The sequence below is a fragment of the Robertmurraya sp. FSL R5-0851 genome (assembly GCF_038002965.1).
Taxonomy (GTDB): Bacteria; Bacillota; Bacilli; order Bacillales; family Cytobacillaceae; genus Robertmurraya_A; species Robertmurraya_A beringensis.
Genome location: NZ_JBBOOE010000001.1, coordinates 2,036,724 through 2,054,104, shown reverse-complemented (window position 1 = coordinate 2,054,104; position 17,381 = coordinate 2,036,724). Strand labels below are relative to the sequence as shown.

The 17,381-nt window shown below is 37.5% G+C and carries 19 protein-coding genes; 15 read left to right on the top strand and 4 right to left on the bottom strand.

Annotated elements, in window-relative coordinates; genetic code table 11:
• The first annotated feature begins 67 nt into the window (after window positions 1-67).
• Entirely contained in the window at window positions 68-1,045 is a 978-nt protein-coding gene (locus MKX65_RS10350; RefSeq protein WP_340906214.1) for a DUF3231 family protein, read from the top strand.
• Window positions 1,046-1,086: 41 nt separating this feature from the next.
• Here the strand turns inward: MKX65_RS10350 and MKX65_RS10345 are convergent, their stop codons facing one another.
• Entirely contained in the window at window positions 1,087-2,058 is a 972-nt protein-coding gene (locus MKX65_RS10345; protein ID WP_160546054.1) for an alpha/beta fold hydrolase, read from the bottom strand.
• Window positions 2,059-2,070: 12 nt separating this feature from the next.
• Window positions 2,071-2,604 (bottom strand): helix-turn-helix domain-containing protein, encoded by a 534-nt coding sequence (locus MKX65_RS10340; protein WP_160546053.1) that lies wholly within the window; start codon window positions 2,602-2,604, stop codon window positions 2,071-2,073.
• A 217-nt stretch (window positions 2,605-2,821) separates the two neighbouring features.
• Between MKX65_RS10340 and MKX65_RS10335 the strand changes: the two genes are divergently transcribed.
• From MKX65_RS10335 to MKX65_RS10325, 3 genes are all read left to right on the top strand, one after another.
• The gene (locus MKX65_RS10335; RefSeq protein WP_340903524.1) at window positions 2,822-3,043 is read left to right on the top strand and encodes a hypothetical protein; all 222 of its coding nucleotides are present in this window, start codon (window positions 2,822-2,824) and stop codon (window positions 3,041-3,043) included.
• 61 nt (window positions 3,044-3,104) lie between these two features.
• Window positions 3,105-3,548, top strand: coding sequence for a hypothetical protein (locus tag MKX65_RS10330; protein WP_160546052.1), 444 nt, complete (start codon window positions 3,105-3,107; stop codon window positions 3,546-3,548).
• 19 nt (window positions 3,549-3,567) lie between these two features.
• Entirely contained in the window at window positions 3,568-4,104 is a 537-nt protein-coding gene (locus MKX65_RS10325) for a GrpB family protein (RefSeq protein ID WP_160546051.1), read from the top strand.
• Window positions 4,105-4,152: 48 nt separating this feature from the next.
• Here MKX65_RS10325 and MKX65_RS10320 read toward each other — a convergent pair whose 3' ends face one another.
• Entirely contained in the window at window positions 4,153-5,052 is a 900-nt protein-coding gene (locus MKX65_RS10320) for a Gfo/Idh/MocA family protein (protein WP_340906212.1), read from the bottom strand.
• Between the two features lie 226 nt (window positions 5,053-5,278).
• Here MKX65_RS10320 and MKX65_RS10315 point away from each other — a divergent pair, with 226 nt between their 5' ends.
• The 11 genes from MKX65_RS10315 to pepF all read left to right on the top strand — a co-directional run bounded on the left by MKX65_RS10315 (window position 5,279) and on the right by pepF (window position 15,625).
• The gene (locus MKX65_RS10315) at window positions 5,279-5,842 is read left to right on the top strand and encodes a sigma-70 family RNA polymerase sigma factor (protein ID WP_160546049.1); all 564 of its coding nucleotides are present in this window, start codon (window positions 5,279-5,281) and stop codon (window positions 5,840-5,842) included.
• Window positions 5,835-6,965: a hypothetical protein gene (locus tag MKX65_RS10310; RefSeq protein ID WP_160546048.1), complete on the top strand. Its 1,131-nt coding sequence runs from the start codon at window positions 5,835-5,837 to the stop codon at window positions 6,963-6,965. The genes MKX65_RS10315 and MKX65_RS10310 overlap by 8 nt, the downstream gene beginning before the upstream one ends.
• 101 nt (window positions 6,966-7,066) lie before the next feature.
• Window positions 7,067-7,873, top strand: a complete 807-nt coding sequence (locus MKX65_RS10305) for a Cof-type HAD-IIB family hydrolase (protein WP_160546047.1) — start codon at window positions 7,067-7,069, stop codon at window positions 7,871-7,873.
• Window positions 7,874-8,130: 257 nt separating this feature from the next.
• Entirely contained in the window at window positions 8,131-8,739 is a 609-nt protein-coding gene (locus MKX65_RS10300; RefSeq protein ID WP_160546046.1) for a TetR/AcrR family transcriptional regulator, read from the top strand.
• A gap of 11 nt (window positions 8,740-8,750) precedes the next feature.
• Entirely contained in the window at window positions 8,751-9,362 is a 612-nt protein-coding gene (locus tag MKX65_RS10295; protein ID WP_160546045.1) for a TetR/AcrR family transcriptional regulator, read from the top strand.
• A gap of 151 nt (window positions 9,363-9,513) precedes the next feature.
• Window positions 9,514-11,028 (top strand): carboxypeptidase M32, encoded by a 1,515-nt coding sequence (locus MKX65_RS10290; protein WP_160546044.1) that lies wholly within the window; start codon window positions 9,514-9,516, stop codon window positions 11,026-11,028.
• Between the two features lie 66 nt (window positions 11,029-11,094).
• On the top strand, window positions 11,095-11,970 hold the full coding sequence (locus MKX65_RS10285; RefSeq protein ID WP_160546043.1) for a GNAT family N-acetyltransferase: 876 nt from the start codon (window positions 11,095-11,097) through the stop codon (window positions 11,968-11,970).
• Between the two features lie 245 nt (window positions 11,971-12,215).
• Window positions 12,216-12,602 (top strand): hypothetical protein, encoded by a 387-nt coding sequence (locus MKX65_RS10280; RefSeq protein ID WP_160546042.1) that lies wholly within the window; start codon window positions 12,216-12,218, stop codon window positions 12,600-12,602.
• A gap of 20 nt (window positions 12,603-12,622) precedes the next feature.
• Window positions 12,623-13,273 carry a PspA/IM30 family protein gene (locus MKX65_RS10275; RefSeq protein ID WP_160546041.1) on the top strand — a complete coding sequence of 217 codons (651 nt, stop codon included), beginning with the start codon at window positions 12,623-12,625 and terminating at the stop codon, window positions 13,271-13,273.
• A 116-nt stretch (window positions 13,274-13,389) separates the two neighbouring features.
• Window positions 13,390-13,584 carry an IDEAL domain-containing protein gene (locus MKX65_RS10270; RefSeq protein WP_160546040.1) on the top strand — a complete coding sequence of 65 codons (195 nt, stop codon included), beginning with the start codon at window positions 13,390-13,392 and terminating at the stop codon, window positions 13,582-13,584.
• 253 nt (window positions 13,585-13,837) lie between these two features.
• Window positions 13,838-15,625, top strand: coding sequence for an oligoendopeptidase F (gene pepF, locus MKX65_RS10265; protein WP_160546039.1), 1,788 nt, complete (start codon window positions 13,838-13,840; stop codon window positions 15,623-15,625).
• Window positions 15,626-15,667: 42 nt separating this feature from the next.
• Here the strand turns inward: pepF and MKX65_RS10260 are convergent, their stop codons facing one another.
• Window positions 15,668-17,332 (bottom strand): YrzE family protein, encoded by a 1,665-nt coding sequence (locus MKX65_RS10260; RefSeq protein ID WP_160546038.1) that lies wholly within the window; start codon window positions 17,330-17,332, stop codon window positions 15,668-15,670.
• Between the last annotated feature and the right edge of the window lie 49 nt (window positions 17,333-17,381).

Below are 17,381 nucleotides of genomic sequence, written 5' to 3'. Positions count from 1 at the left end.
TTAATTTCATTTATTTCGCCAACAATAAGAAATAAAGTTATAAATGAGAGGACGATAATAGTTGAAAATGCAAATGGATTTAACCGCCAGTGAACAAGGCTATCTCTGGTCGATGTACCAGTCACTTTCCATGAATATGTGTATATTAAAGTATTTTGACCAAATTGCAGAAGATGAAGAGGTTAGGGAGTTAAACAAGGAAATTTTAGCTTGTTGTCTGAACACACAACTTGAAATTACAACAATTATGAATAATGAAGAATTTCCCATTCCTGTTGCCTTTACAGATCAAGATGTGAACTTACAAGCAGGCAAACTATTTACAGAACCACTTATTCTTTATTATCATTGGTTTGTTTCAAAAGGAAACTTAAATTATTCATCCATAGCCTTGAATACGATTGCACGGGAAGATGTATTTGCTTTATTTAAGAGATTTAATACCGAATCATTAGAATTATTGGATAGGGCAAGAATTCTTCTACTCGAAAAAGGATTATGGATTCGATCACCATATATCCCGATACCAAGTGAGGTTCAATTTGTTCAAAAACAAAGCTACTTAACGAAGTGGCTTGGTGAGCATCGTCCATTGACAGGTCAGGAAATTTCAATGATATTTTATAATGTTTTAACGAATGAATTAGGACTCACGGTGATGAAAGGATTTATTCAGGTCACTGATGATGAGCCCTTCAAATCGTATATGATCAAAGGGAAAGAAATAGCTACAAAGCATATGAACACATTAAGTGAGATATTTCAAAAGGAGGAAATCTCGACTCCTGGAGCATGGAGCGTGAGTACGACTTCTTCTAAAACGGCTCCTTTTTCAACAAAACTAATGATTTCGCTTATCAATTTCTTAAACACTCAAGGAATCGCCAACTATGGTGTGGCACTAACAAGTTCAATGAGAAGCGATATTTTCAGAACCTTTACTAGCCTGATGGCTGATGTTGCACGGTATACGGAAGATGGGGCGAATATTATGATTGAACATGGCTGGTTTGAATCTCCACCACAAGCACCAAAATTAACGTAAATTAGAAACGACCACCTATATAAGGATGGTCGTTTCATTAATTAAGAGATAATATGTGTTAGATTATTTGATTCAATAAGTTGTTTCTCTACCCAATTTCGTAATAGCATCTCTAATTCTGGATGAAGGGGAAGGGAAGACTCCGTAATTAAATCTTTCTTAACTGTTAGCATATGAGAGGTCTGAGCTTGAAATTTTAATGAATGACCCATATTCTCCACGATGTGATATTCAGAATCACCTTTAACAAAGCTAGCCAAATTCTCTAAAACCGCAGGGTTTGCTTGCACGTCTCTAGCGCCAGTAATCGCAAGAACGGGACAAGTAACCTTAGCTAAATCCTCCCGTACGTTATAGGCAAAATGTTCACGCATCCATTTTGCATTAATCGTCTGAAATTGAACCTTCATCGTGTCATTTTTAGATTCCATCACTTTTTGCATAAAGGCCTGGGCCTGAGGTTCAATTTTTTTATCAGCTTTAAACAAGCGCAATAGGAACCCAATAAACCCTTTGGCACTCCTCATATCAACAGCTGCTATCTCTCGTTGCCTTTTTAAGGCTTCTTCTAAACGTTCCACGGCACCCGCAAGTAAAATCAATCCAGACATTGGTTCTCTGGCTGCAAGAGCTGTTCCAATCATACAACCTTCACTATGACCAAGGACAATCACTTGATCTGCATCTACAGCAGCATGCATTTTTAAAAACTGGACAGCTGCTTGCGAATCGTCCACGAGATCCCAAAAACCTGTTCGGTTATAATCACCTTCGCTTTTACCAACTCCACGCTTATCATAACGTAAAGTAATAAATCCAAGCTCTGTAAAAAACTGTGCCAACTGTTTGTATAAATTAAGATCTAGCTTTTTATTTACTTTCCCATCACGATTCAGCTTTCCAGTTCCAGGAATAATTAATATGGCTGGAGATTTCTCCTTATCAGAATCAGGCAGACTAAGGCTTCCACTTAATTTAACTTTGCTTTGAATAACAACCTCTGTTTCTCTCATACACATCTCTCCCTACTCATTTGGTTCTGGTATGATGATATTAGCAAATGTTCGTTTCCTTCTATTTGATGCTTGCTTATTCGTTAGAACTTTAGAATACACTTGACCGAGCTCTTGAAGGAGGGAAGTGAACTCTTCGTCAGATAAATAAAGGGAAGCTTGGCGTAATGAAACTCCATCCTTTACAAAGTCTACCTTTTCCTGTGAAACATACCGTTCATATTCAGCCATGATATTAGCGATATACTTCATGAAAAGGGCCATGTATTGTTCTTTACTATAGTTGGCTAAATCGTCAGTCCCTAAGTTCGCTTCTTTAGGTTGAAGGGCATACCATTTTTCTACCGTTCCCCGAATTTGTTGCTCATCTACTACAAAAACAATTTTGGATTCAAATAGTTTTTTTAAATGACGATAAAGGGTCGCTTGAGGAATGTCTGGCATACGTTCCTTCATTTGTTGAACAGTTAAGGGCTCGCTAACAAGCGACTGGATGATTCTCATGCGAACAGGGTGTAAGATGACATCTGCTTTTGATTCACTCATATAAGCTGGCTCCTTTTTTTATATATTATCACTATTGATAATGATAATATAACCGTTTTATTGCCAAAAGTAAAGAGCAATCCAAATATAGAAAGGTGCTACGCCATGCTATCAGAAAGATATCACGCTTCTACATAAGTGCTTCACTAGACAATACTGTATAAGTAGGCTAAGGATGTCCATACTAATATCAGTTTCTAATGAGGAGGAATATTGTGTGAAGCACGATCATGACCATGGAGAAGATTCAATGAATCGAAAAACTCTAAAACAAACTTTAGAAGAAACTCTTGAACTTGAAAATCAGCTTTTACGCACATACGCTATTACCGCAGAAGCGGTCCATGAAGACCATGAACTTAAAATAAGATTACATAATATGGCTGAAGGAAATGCAAAAAGAGTCAATCAAATTGAGTATGAGCTTGATAAGTTATAAAATGGAAAAAGGGTGCAAGATTCGTTGCACCCTTTAACTTCGACTTAGAGGAGAGATGAAGATGAGTGCTTCCTGGTTATTTGTTCTTGCATCCGCAATAGCTGTAGTGGGTATTTCTTTTGCCTTTAACAAAATGATGCAACAGGTCCAAGACAAAGTAGAAAAAGGAGAACACCTAGACCTGAATACGATGCAAGCAGTGCAAACAAAGTTTTTTATTCAAGTGGCAATAGCTGAAGCAATCCCTATTTTGATCATCGTTTATGCATTTACTTTAATTGGTCAGGTAGTTGAGAAAAATATTATCGTTCCACTCGTAGTTATTATTGGAATATTGGTCGTTGCAATGGTTTCTCTTCTTCGTATCAGAAGGGATATAATGGGATCTCCAAGGATGAATCAACAAGCAGTAGGAATGATAAATACATTATTTTTTATCGGTGCAGCGCTGCTTTCTGCCATCCCCATCATTTCAATTGTTGGGATCATGACTGCAAGCTCGTAAAAAAGGACGGATTCATTTTATGCGTAAAACAAATATCGTACCATGGTCGGAAGAATGGGCTAGCGAATTTGAAAAAGAGGCGGGACTTCTCAAACAAATCTTTCAAGATAACGTGATTGACATTCACCACATAGGAAGCACCTCCATTAAAACAATTGGTTACGCTAAACCTATCATCGACATATTGATAGCCGTTCATGACATATCCAGAGTTGACCGTTTAAACACATCCATGCTTGAACTCGGATACGAAGCAAAAGGAGAAAACGGGATACCTGGGAGACGTTTCTTTCAAAAGGGTGGAGACCATCGTACTCATCATGTCCATGTTTTTCAAGAAGGAGATAACCAGATTAATTTCCACCTAGACTTTAAAAGGTATTTACTACAACACCCGAAACAAGCTGCCAGATACAAACAAAAAAAGCTGGAACTAGCTAACCAATATCCCGATGCACATCATCGATACCAAGAAGGAAAACAAGAACTTGTTTCTGAGTTGGCACAACTTGCCACACAATGGGCAGAAGAAATTCGAACATTGCGAGACCAATAGTATTTCAAATATCTCCTATTAATTAATTCAATGAAAAACCCCCACATTTCACAAGTGGGGGTTTACTAATTTCATGACTAATTGTTGTGATTTTAACGCTTCTTCACCATCGACTGAAGGCGTTATATCATGGTCAACACAATGAATAAAATGATGAATAGCATCTTCAAATCCGCGTTGTTTCAAAGTAGAATCCCAAGAGCCTGGGTAAGAAGTAGAGATGGTATCACTAGCTTCCTTCTCAGTCACATTCATATTCTTTACACGTATAATGGCCCCGTTCGTTACAAGCTCCAGTTGCTCCAATCCCGAACCAGCATTTCGATGCATGGCCGTCGTCAATTGAATACCGTCTTTTCTGGAGAACGTATGCTGTCCAAAAACCATCTCGTTTTTTTCATTTTTATGTAAGGCTCCATGCTGAAGAGTAAGATCACCATCAGCCAACCAACGGACTGTATCCACAAGATGCAAGTAATCATCTAACATTGTAAATTCTACATCATGTGGCCCAACACTATTCGCACGATGCTTCTCAAATCTCGCCCATGCAAATTCTTTCGATTGTTCCTTCGCTTTCACATACATAGGTGCAAAACGACGATTAAACCCTACCATTAATTTACAGCCTGTAGTCTGTTGCAACTCCACCAATTTTTCTGCTTGATCAAGAGTAGCCGCTAATGGCTTATCCACGTATACATGCTTGCCTTTTAAAAGTAAAGTAGAGATGATGTCAAAGTGTGTAGCCGTGGAACTATGAACAAACACTGCGTCGCACGCATCAGCCACTGAATGAACACTTGAAAAATCCTCAATTCGATATTGCTTACAAATTAAACCTCTCTTTTCCTTATTCGGGGTGAAAGCACCAACAAACTCCCAATCTGTCTCTCTAGTTAGAATAGGCAAATATGCCTTTTGTGCTATATTTCCAAGCCCAACCATTCCAATTTTTAATTTCAACTTATACCACCCCTTACCATTTATGTACATCTTTCATCATATAGAGGGAAGGGAACATCCGTCAACAAGGATATGATTAACTATTTTATCTAAGAAACAAAAATTTACATGCTATATTTAAAAAAGTGAAACCGATTCGTTAGCTTCTTCGTCTAACGCATGGAAATCAAATAAGTTAGTAGTTTATAAAAAAGGAGGGGCTTATATTTTGAGTTTAGAGAAAGAAATAGAACAAGCCCTTGTAGGAATATATGAACGAGAAAAAATCATTGAAATGGTGATGGATGAATATGGAACCAAGTTAAAACGAATGATCTACTCCTATGTAAAGGACTGGGAGGTTGCCAGTGATCTCACTCAAGAAGTATTTATCACCGTTTTTGAAAAACTATTATCGTTCAAACATCGCTCATCTTTTAAAACATGGATTTACACCATAGCCATCAATAAAAGCAAAGACTACCTAAAAAGCTGGCATTATCGAAATCTTGTAATCAATGAAAAGTTATTCTTTTTTAAACAGAGTGGGGAGAAATCACCCGAGGACCTCCTTTTGCAAAAAGATGTGCGGTCAGAGCTCACAAAAGCCATTATGGCCATGCCTGTGAAATACAGAGAAGTTTTTTTGCTCCACTATTATCAAGATTTTACTTACAGTGAGATTAGTGAAGCACTCGGCCTTCCTTTAGCAACGGTAAAAACAAGACTATTTCGAGGAAAAGAAAGATGTAAACGCTTCTTAACCAATGAAAGGGGAGAACAACATGGCTGATATTCATACACAGGTGAAAGACGCCGTTCATACAACAGCTTCTGAAAAATCCATTTTCACAGAATTAGAAAAACAACGAGTTCTGCGAAAAATACGATCTGGAGATATACAAAGCACAAAAAAGTCTAATCAATTTGTTCCAAAGTTAGTCACTTCTATTGCTGTTGCGGGATTTTTATTATTTATCGGTGGAATCATTGGATCAAATATGGAAAACAACAATAAAACATCACAAAGTAACACTGTTGCAGATGCAGAAAAGTTTTACCCAAACCTCCAAGATGGTGAGGTGTTAAATGGCTGGCGTCTCCTTACTAAAGGACCTTCTGACGGGGCAAAAAGGGAGCAAAACGGATTATTGCATGCTGTTTTTCAAGGCGAAGCCCAAATTACTGGCACTTTAAAATATTATGATAAAGATGATTCAGAACGCCCGGATCAAATTTTGTTTACCCCGGATAAGCTTTCCTTACAATCATTGCCTGTAGAAACGGGGAGACATCCAGACCTTACTTTCGAATCAAATGAGCAACGAAAACTAAAAGCCGTGTTCGGACTTGGTACCAATCGCATGGATATAGGGGAAGTCACACTCGTAGTTGACAACTACACGGCTAGGTATTTAAAAGGAAAAACGCTACCAGATACAGTAGGTATAAAGGAAATTGTCTTGCCGGAAGAACCGGAAGTTCAATCGACACCGTTTCATATTCAAATAAATCAAAGTCAGAAACTGGAACTTCCAACCGTTCTTCTTGATCGCTATGCACAATTCAAAGACACCAAAGATAAACAAATTTTAAATGGATTGTCCCCATCAGAAGTTTTCCAGCTCTTTTTCTATGCGGAGGAACTGAAGGATTACGAAACGCAATATTCGCTTTTTATTGACGATGAAGAATATTTAAGAGTGTTCGAAACGTATGAGGATTATCTAATTGCCAAACAGCAAAACCCTAGCACAAGCTTATTAGAACAAGTAAAAGCAGGAACCTTGTTTGAGCATATTATTGATAAAACTTCTGCAACCGTTAGTATAGAAGCAGAAACCACTGGCTTATCGTTCGGATTATCTAAAAATAAACATGGAATATGGTGCGTAAACTGGCTTCCTATCCAATAATTAAAAAAATGCCACCTATACGAATTGATAGGTGGTCGTTTTTATGTAAAAATAAGATATGTTAAAAAATATTACAAAAATTCAATTTTAGTTAGGTGTGAATGTGTGTGAAATGTGTTGCTCTTGATTTAGATGGTACTTTGCTCAATTCAGAGCATGAGGTATCTGCTGAAAACGAAAAGACGATCCGAAAGCTCCAAGAACAAGGGGTAGAGGTGATCTTGAATACAGGACGAGCTTATGCTGATGTTGTGAAAGTAAATGCGATTCGTGAGCTAAACTGTCCGATCCTAACGTTAAATGGTTCTGCGCTTTATGGGAAGGACGGTACCTTATTATACGAAACAACGATACCTGTTCCTGTCTATAAGGAAATGCTGACTGAATTAAGAAAGCTATCTGTTGGGATATTGGTATATACAAATCACGGAGGATTTCCTTGTACACTTCCTGGGTTAAGAGGTAAAAGTGACGAGGAACTTAAAGAGCTTTTCCTTACATACGATTATGACCATATTTTACAAATCGAGGATTTGAAGATTTTCAAATGTATTGCGGTAGTTTCTTATGAAGAGCTTGAGAGAATTCAAACCGTTAAGGAGCAATTATCCGGTTTTGAAGAATTAACTTTGGCTTCTTCCTTCCCCAATAACGTTGAAATCATGTCAAAAGAAGCTCATAAAGGGAAAGCAATTCAGCGCTATGCTTTGATGCATAATCATGTGTTTACTGAGATTTACGCATTTGGTGATGGAGGTAACGATTTACCGATGTTCGAAATCGCTACTGCATCCATCGCCATGGAGAACGCACCGGATGAAGTAAAGGAAAAAGCTACGTATGTAACTAAATCAAATGATGAGGATGGAGTTTCTCACGCCGTTTATCATATTTTAAAGCTTTTATAAGCAGTTTTTGATCGTTTTCCTCTTGTTCTTGAGCAGGAGGGGACGATTTTTTAAAAATCCTTAAAAATCTTCTTGTTGTTTTCTAATATTTTTGCGATAATCAGAACTTATTTGCGATTATCGGGAAATACTTGCGTTTCAAACAATTTATTTGCGATTAAAAATTTTTATTTGCTATTTTCAGAATTTACTTGCGATTATTAAAATTTATCTGCGATCCACCATTCAATCACAACAAAAAAACAAAGGAGGAGCTTATGCCAATCGTTTCCGAGGAGTACAAAGAGGAGAAAAAAGAACAAATTTTAGACAGTGCGTTTGAGTGCTTTGCGAAAAAAGGCTTTCAAACGGCGACAATGGATGATATTGTGGCCCATTGTGGTATGAGCAAAGGAGCTATCTACAATTACTTTTCAAGTAAGGAGGAAATCTATTTAGACCTCCTAACACGTGCAACAGATAAAAACTTTGCTCAATACCATAAACACTTTGCCAAACATCGAACAGCAAGCAGTAAAATGGATTATCTATTTAACGCTTATTTGTCGGCAAACCCCATTGATCGCAATCGGTTAGAATATATTGTTGTTTTCTACGAATTTAATCTTCACAGTACAAGGGATCCTGATCTTCTTCAACAGTTACATGAAAGAAAAAGAAAATTAGTTACCTTAGTAAATGACATCATTCAAGAAGGACAACAGCTGGGTGAATTCAAATCAAATATTCCATCCCAACTTTATGCTGAAAGATTTTGGACGATCATCGATGGAGTCAATCTTCATGCGGTATATGATGATTTTCCTTATTATGATGTGTTAAGAGAATTAAAAGAGATGTATTTAGATGAATTAAAGTCGGAATAAGGGAGGGTACTATGCCAATCGTATCTGAAGAACATAAGAGACAAAGAAGAAATCATATTTTATTGAGTGCACAGCATTGTTTTGCGAAAAAGGGCTATCATATCACGTCAATGGATCAGCTTGTTCAACACTCAGGCCTTTCAAGAGGAGCGATTTACAACTATTTTAAAAGCAAAGAAGAAATATACCTAGAGCTTATGAAGGGGATTGTCACTCGAGAAATTGATCCGATCGAATCACATATTAAGACCCTTCCTTCAAATCTTGAAAAAATAGCCTATTTGTTTGATCATTATTATCAGCTAGAGCCTATGTGTGAAGAGCAAAAGGAAGCATTTTTTGTACAGCTTGATTTTCAATTGTCCGCTTCTAGAAATCCTGACATGATGACCACCTTAGATGAATTACATAAAAATATGAAATTCGAATTAGTGAAAAGAATTTTACAAGAAGGGAAAGAGTCGGGAGAGCTAAAGTTAAATATCCATGTTGATATATATACACATATGTTTTGGTCATTTATTGATGCGGCAAATATGCAACGAATTCTATTTCCTGAGCTTCCATACCAATCAATCTTAATGGACCAGAAGCAGTCTTTCCTAAAAAAGATCACTAAATAGACTTGTTGGTATCTTAAATAACCACTCTATAAGATTGCGCGTTTTTTCTCGAAAATTGACCGTTTAATTACACTTGATAATATTCAGAATGTTCCATATAATGAAAATAAACCGATTAGTCGGTTAAAAATCATTAAAGGGGTGTTCGGCTATGACTCAATCGGTTCTTCATACGGCTCTTGAAAGATTCCAAGCATTGGACGAAAAAATTTCACACTTAGAAAGTATCTCTGGTCTCCTTTCATGGGATCAAAAAGTGATCGCACCTAAAAAGGGCAGAGCCCAGTTCTCAAAAGCATACGGGTCACTGCAAACGGAAATATTCGATCTTATGATCTCACAGGAAATGGGAGAGCTTTTAGATCAGTTGTCAGAAAGCAATGAGAATTTTGATACCATAACGAAAGCAAAAATCCGTTTGCGAAAACACTTTTACAACCGTTCTAAGAGTATTCCTTCTGATCTATATAAGGAATATTCCGTCTTGTGCAGCGATGCTAATGATGCATGGGAAGAGGCACGAGAAAAAAATAACTACAGACTGTTTCTCCCTTATTTAGAAAAAATCGTTGAAATTAAGAAGAAATTCGTTGAATATTACGGGTACGAGAAGCATCCGTATGACGCATTACTTGACGAATTTGAGCCGGGCTTAACGGTAGAAGCACTTGATCCACTATTTGCTAGCTTAAGAGAAAAGAGCATAGCACTGTTAAATAAAATTAAAGCTGCCTCACATAAGACACCTGTTGAAATCGTGAAACAGCCATTTGCCATAGAGAAGCAAAAAGAGTTTAACCGTTACATGCTTCCACAACTAGGCTTTGATCTAGACGCTGGAAGACTCGATGAAACGGTGCATCCATTCGCCCAAACAGTAAACACTGGAGATGTTCGAATTACGACTCGCTATCTAGAAGACAATGTACTCTCTGCCTTGTTCGGTACGATCCACGAGGCGGGTCATGGGATTTACGAGCAACAAATTAGCTCTAGCTTTGAGGGAACGGTCTTATGCTCGGGTACTTCATTTGGGATTCATGAATCACAATCTCGCTTTTTAGAAAATATGGTGGGACGAAGCGAAGCCTTTTGGCAGTACTTTTTGCCAAAGCTAAAGGAATTTTTCCCTACTCAGCTTCATAACGTTGAATTACAAGAATTTTACGAGGCAATCAATACCGTTCATCCTTCATTTATTCGTGTGGAAGCAGATGAACTTACGTATAATCTTCACATTATGCTTCGGTATGAAATTGAGAAGGAATTATTTGAAGGAAAACTAGAGGTAAGTGAACTCCCAACTGTTTGGAATAAGAAAATGGAAGAGTTTCTAGGAATTGTCCCTCCAACAGATACGCTAGGTGTTCTTCAGGATGTTCACTGGTCATTCGGTGGATTCGGTTACTTCCCGTCGTATTCGTTAGGAAATCTGTATGCCGCACAGCTTTTAAAAACGATGAAAAAAGAACTTCCGGAATTTGACCAATACTTAGAAAATGGTCATTTACAGCCAATCATGAGTTGGTTAAAGGAAAAGATTCATCAACACGGAAGCTTGTATACTCCAAATGAGTTGATTGTTTCTGTGACAGGCGAGCAACTAAATGCCGCTTATTTAGTCGAATATCTTGAAGAAAAATATAGTGGAGTGTATCAGCTGTAAATAATAGAAGGGTGTGCCAAAGTGTTTACAACTTTCTGGCATACCCTCTTTTAAGGAGAGATACCAATGCTTAAAATCAAAAGATTAAAAGATTGTGCGATATCAGAAGCAGTAGAGGCATGGAATATTGGCTTTAAGGGATATTTCTTTGATATGACGATGACCACCGAAAAGTTTATGGCTAGAATGGCTTCCGAGGGACTATCTGATGAAATATCCGTTGTTGCCTACTGGAATGATAAACCAGTCGGATTAATTGTAAATGGAATCCGCGAGTTTCAAGGGGAATTAATCGGCTGGAATGGAGGAACAGCAGTCGACAAGGATTATCGAGGCAAAGGCATCGGTAGAAGAATGCTAGAAGCCACATTAGATATTCTTGAAGAAAAAAACGTGAAAGTGTCGACGCTAGAGGCTATTAGCGATAATAAGGGAGCCATAGCTCTCTATCAATCTCTTGGGTACGACATTATTGACCACCTCGAATGCTTAGAAAAAAAAGAAGGTCAAATTCCAGTCGTCTCATCAAACATTTTTCTAATGAAGAGAGTTTCACTTGAAGAAGTCAGCAATCTATCGTTCTATCAAGGAAAAAACCCTTGGCAAACTCACTGGCAAAGCGTCATGGATGGGGAAGCATTGATTGCTGAAGATGCCTTTGGAAATGCCATTGGTTATGCCTACTTCCGTAAGATTTTATCAGAGGAAGGAATGCATACCAGTACCACCTTGTATCAATGTGAAGCAGATCGAAGTAGAAACGATCAAAAAGAAATCATTCAGGCTCTGTTAGCAGAAGCTTTACATACTACCAGTGACCAGATTCGTCATTATGTACCTAACCTACCGAAATTAAGCAGTTCCACTACTCATGGAGTATTACAAGAGATGGGATTTGAACCCATTGTTCATCTTGTTTATATGAAACAAATCTTAATCTAACTATCCGCGACCTTACTCTGCGAAATGAGTAAGGTTTTTTTATGATCATTAATGAATTGTTCCTCCCTTTTCCTACATTTCGTAAAGGATCGTTAATAGTTTTGACATATCTCCTCGATATGATATTAACAAGCCCAGGATATAGCAGCCTCAGCCAGAAGAGAACCCTTGGAATTCCCCCTCCAATGAATAACTCATAAAAAGAGGCTGCGAATCCGGTTAATAGGGAGAGGAGGTGTAGTTGATTGAAAAAGTTAAAGTGGCTGCTTTTCTTCCTTTTACTTGCAGTTGCTTTTAGTTTAGGAGTCTATGCAGCTCCCTATCTAAACGGAACAACACAATGGGTACAATCTTTGCCAGATGTAAGTAACTGGAATGTAAATTATAATCCACTACCGTTTTTAATGGCACTTAGTATGTCAACGATACTTACAATCATTAAAATGGTTACTGCGTTCATCGGTTGGCTCCTTTGGAGTAAAACGAAAAAACTGAATTTAGTAAAGCTATCAGGTTTACTATTGTTCGCTTTTTCCATCATTTCCTTATTACCCATGTTATTTGCAGTGGCGATTATTGGATTAGCTTTAATTTTAGTAACAAAAAGTAGAAAAAGAACCATAATGGAATGAATCTGAGGAGGAACGATCAAATGGGATTATTTAAACGTTTAAAAACAATTGCAACAGCAGACTTACATGATGTACTCGATAGAATGGAAGATCCAATTGTGATGCTTAAGCAGCATCTACGTGAAATGGAACAGGATATTGATAAAGGGGAACAAGCTTTAGCCAAACAAGTATTTTTCGAGAAGAAACAGGAAGCTCAATTAAATGAAACAAGAGCATTAATTGAAAAAAGAGTGGGACAAGCAGAAATAGCTGTTAAAAAGGGTGACGAAGAAACAGCGAAACAATTAATCTTAGATAAAATTGAACTTGAAAAGAAGCAACAAGTATATGCTTCACAGCTTGAGGCTCTTTCGCAACAAACGAAGAAACTGTTTCACCAAATGGAAGATTATAAGAATAAATATAAGGAATTAAAAAATAAGCAACAGCTTCTAATTTCAAGAGCTCATGTGGCAAAAGTGACTGAATCTATTGAACAATCATTTGCGACTTTTACTCCTGGCAGTGCCGTGAAGGGATTTGAACGTGCTGAGGAGAAAATCCTTGCTCTTGAAGCAAAATCAAAGGCTAGAGAACTGTTTCAACCGTCCGTTGACTTAAATAAAGTATATGATTATGAGCTTGAAGAACAGGTCCAAAAAGAATTAGAGAAGATTAAGAACAACTAATACGAACACTTTGATCACTCCTTAACAAAAAGTATTCCAAAAAAATAAATTATTTAATTATTGAATTTTCAGAAAACAAATGTTATTATAGAAAAAAGGTTAAGGAGTGATTTCCAATGGAAAAGTATTTGCTAAATTCACCACAACAACCAACTGAAGAACAATTGTCGTCAGCCGCAGATATGGTCATCCGTCAAGCACTACTTGATTATCGAAAAGATAAGTTAAGACAGGAAATTGATGATTCCTTAGCCACGAGAAATAAAGATGAGTTTTTCCGACTAACAGACGAATTAAAAAATTTAATGTAAGCAAAAATTAATCGACGACCACACAATTGTGTGGTTTTTGTTTTTTATAGGCTCTTTTCTAAAACATTAGAAAAGAGCTACTCTCCAAATAGACCAATATACCCAGCGTTATTCGGGGAAAAATCAGGCATTTGGGATTTTTCCTGAACAACGATCTTTACGAGAACAGCCTTTTTATACGATTTTCGATTTGTATTGGCGTATAATGGATATAAATAGAAAATATTACATACTTAAGGAGTTGTCTTCGCCTATGACTACCTATACGTCTCGAGAGCAAGTACCAACTCAAGAAAAATGGAATTTAGATGATATTTATTCCGATTTAGCATTATGGGAGAACGATTATAAGCAAGTCGAAGAAATGACGAGTGATTTAAAAGCTTTTGATGGCAAGATCCAAGATGGAGCCAGCCTTTTTCAATTTTTAAAGAAAAAGGAAGAGCTCTCCTACAAATTCAATCATTTATACGCATACAGTATGCTGAAGGTGGATGAGGACACGCGTGTCACTGAGTCTCAAAGCTATCTTGAACGAATGAAGAGCTTAGGTATTAAAGTAAGTTCCTCTACGTCATTTTTTATGCCATATCTATTGAGTTTGGAAGAAAAGGAGTTAAAAGCCTTTATTTCGGAAGAAAAGGGCTTGAGTTACTTTGAAGAGGATTTATATGAATCATTTCGTTACAAGCCTCATGTTCTATCGAAGGAAAAAGAAGAGCTCATTTCCCAGCTTGGGGAGGCTTTTTCTGCGCCAAGTACCATCTATGGAATGATAAACAATGCGGATATAAAGTTTGGAGAAGTGACACAGGAAGACGGCACAAAGGTCGAACTCACTCGTGGATTATATTCAAAATTGATTGAAGATGAGAACCGTGAGAAAAGAAAAGAAGCATATAAAGCTTACTATGAACCTTATATTCAGCTAAAAAACACAATAGCTTCCACTTTATCCAATTCAATAAAAAACAATGTGACGATGTCGAAGCTTCGTAATTATCCTTCTGCACTTGAAAAATCATTGTTTGGAGATAATGTTCCAAAAGAAGTATACGATAATTTAATTATGTCAACAAAACAACATATTGCACCGATGCATCGTTATAATCAAATGCGGAGGGAAAAGTTAAACCTCGATGAACTTCGAGCCTATGACATGAGCGTTCCAATCGTAAGTGGTGTGAAAATGGACATCACTTACGAAGAGGCGTATGAAACGATGCTAAAAGCACTTGCTCCACTTGGAAGTGATTATATTGAAACATTAAAATTATTCAAGGATTCCCGATATATTGACGTTCGGGAGACAAAAGGGAAGCGGTCTGGTGCTTATAATCTTGGAATTTATGGGGTCCACCCGTATATTTTATTAAACCATCAAGATGATTTGGATAGCATGTTTACACTCGTCCATGAATGCGGGCATGGTGTTCATAGTAAATTAAGTGCAGAGCATCAACCGCAAATTTCAGCAAGATACAGTATTTTCGTAGCCGAAGTAGCTTCCACTGTAAACGAAGTACTTTTAATCAATTATTTACTGGAACACGAAACAAAGCCTGATATTCGTAAGCATTTGTTAAATCACTTTATTGATCAATTTAAAGGTACATTTTTCACACAGGTCATGTTTGCAGAATTTGAGAAAAAGACACATGAAATGGCGGAACAGGGAACTCCATTAACCGTTGATGTTTTTAACTCCACCTATGAACAACTATTCCGAGAATACAACGGAGAAGAGCTTATTTTTGACGAGGAAGTAAAATATGGCTGGTCACGAATTCCTCATTTTTATCGTCCGTTTTACGTATACAAATATGCGACTGGCTACGCATCCGCCATCCATATTGCCTCGAACCTTTTGTCTGGCGATGAAAAGATCCTTGAGTCGTATTTGCAATTTTTACAAAGCGGTAGCTCTGATTATCCACTTGAGCTTCTAAAGAAAACGGGTGTGGATCTTACAAATAGTGAACCAATCGAATCAGCGATGAAAAAGTTTTCTGAGCTTGTTGACGAATTTGCTAGCTTATAGTTTATCTAAAAGGACGAACCAAGTCGGTTCGTCCTTGAATATTTATTCAATATTATCAATGGTTAACTTTTTCACTGGGAGGAAGTCCTCGCCCGAATCCAAATACGTGATAGATACTTTGTCTCCACGCTCTAAGTATATCGCTAGAGGATTATTTTCTGATGAAACCGTATAATTCTGTTGATTGTTAAGAAAGAAAGATACAACCGTATAATCTCCGATTCGCTCCTTGTAAACTCGAAGGACTTCGCCGCTCGTTTCCACTTCCTCAGCCTTTGAGCTTCCATCTAGTGTACTACCTTCCCGCTGTAGGGCGACCTTGTATTTTTTTAACGCTTCGTTAGGCGTTTCTGCATAGGATGATATTTCAGGGTTTGCTGCCGAAACGATAAAATAATTTTGAAAGAAACCATTGGAATCAAGAACGGGAGTGAGCCAGCTTGCTTCTCCATAGAAATTGTAAAGAACAGGCATTTCTCCATCCCATTTTTTCTCGATGAATTTTTTATCGATTATTTCAAGTGCTCCTCGAGAATCCATATATGATTCTTCTAAATTTCCTGTATAAAAGGTTGCTTTGCCGGTACGAGCATTTGTTAAGGAGTATCCCAGCATTGAATCTACTCCTTCTTTCGGACTCGTAAAATCAGTAAAGTAATACATCACACCATTCTCATCAAAAATGGGGCTTACATTGGCCTCTGTGCCTTCATCGGAAGGCAACTTCACATCTGATTTTCCAAACAAGCTATTCCAAAACCCATGTACAAAATTGCCGTAATAACTATTTTGTAAACTCACCGCTTCAGGTGAGACAGACCCATCAAGAAACTCTGGTGCGGATTCTAGATCAAAGGCTTCTGTTTTTCCAGAGGAGGGATCGACAAGTACAATTCCTTCCGCTTTAAAACCGTTTCGTGCCGAAACAAAACTACCGTATGTTCGAATATAATAAGGCTTACCTTTATCATCAATTTCAAGCTGCACATCACCGTAGAAAATATTTTTTGGATAGTTAAGACGAATATGACGTTCTAGATTCTTCTGAAAATAGGAAGATGGAGTGTACTTCATGCCTGATTGTACAAATTTAGGATTCGCCGAGGAATCTGTTGCACTTAATGTAAAATAACCAGGTGTTTCCTCGCCCTTAAACCACTTGAAAAAGCCTGAGAACTCAACAGGAGCAATGTAGACAAATTGTCCATTTACTTTCTGTATTTGTAAATTTCCGAGTTCATAGTAACTTGTATTGGGAACCTGTCCAAAAGCCTTTCTCATTTTATTCCTAGCAAATTGGGGCGGAACACTAGCTGGAGTCACACTTTCATCAAAGGCCGGGATCTCTACCTTTTCGTCCATTTTGGAAAGCTCATACTTCTCATCGGCATTGAAAACAAAGACAGATAAAAAATAAATTCCAATACCAAGTGCTCCGAGAGAGATAATTCCTTTCAACTTTCGCTCCATTCCTTTCGAAGCGATCGTTCCTCCAATTGATGCCAAAAGGATTAAAGTCCAAAGAGTACTGAAGTTTTGATCCAGTTTTGTGAGATAAAAGAATCCGAACACCATCAAAACAAGAATCGTTGTAAATGCCAACGCAATACCTGTTACTTTCGTTTCTTTTGTCATTTTAGAAAAAGGGATAAGTAGAATGCTCGAAATAATTCCTGCAAGCAGTGCAAATATAAGAATGTTCCCCATTGGCCAACTCCTTTCGGTGATTATGTATGTTTTACGGGTGTGAAAGGTT